Source organism: Corynebacterium lipophiloflavum DSM 44291 (assembly GCF_000159635.1).
Taxonomy (GTDB): domain Bacteria; phylum Actinomycetota; class Actinomycetes; order Mycobacteriales; family Mycobacteriaceae; genus Corynebacterium; species Corynebacterium lipophiloflavum.
Genome location: NZ_GG667264.1, coordinates 1 through 206 on the forward strand (window position 1 = coordinate 1; position 206 = coordinate 206).

Below are 206 nucleotides of genomic sequence, written 5' to 3' on the forward strand. Positions count from 1 at the left end.
ACTCGGTTTCTACTTCCTGTGGGGTGGCGTAGTCCAATGCTTCGTGAAGTCGCTTAGTGTTCCACCAATGCACCCACCGCAAGGTGGCCAGTTCGACTTCTCCGACCGACGTCCACGGGCCCTGGGCATGAATCAGTTCAGCCTTGTAGAGACCGTTGACTGTTTCGGCTAGTGCATTGTCGTAAGAATCGCCGACTGTTCCCACA

Annotated in this window: 1 protein-coding gene; it reads right to left on the reverse strand. The window is 55.3% G+C overall.

Features of this window, described 5'->3' with window-relative positions; translation table 11 throughout:
* A partial coding sequence (locus tag HMPREF0298_RS11435; RefSeq protein WP_040423340.1) for an integrase core domain-containing protein occupies positions 1–206 on the reverse strand: 206 nt, incomplete at both ends.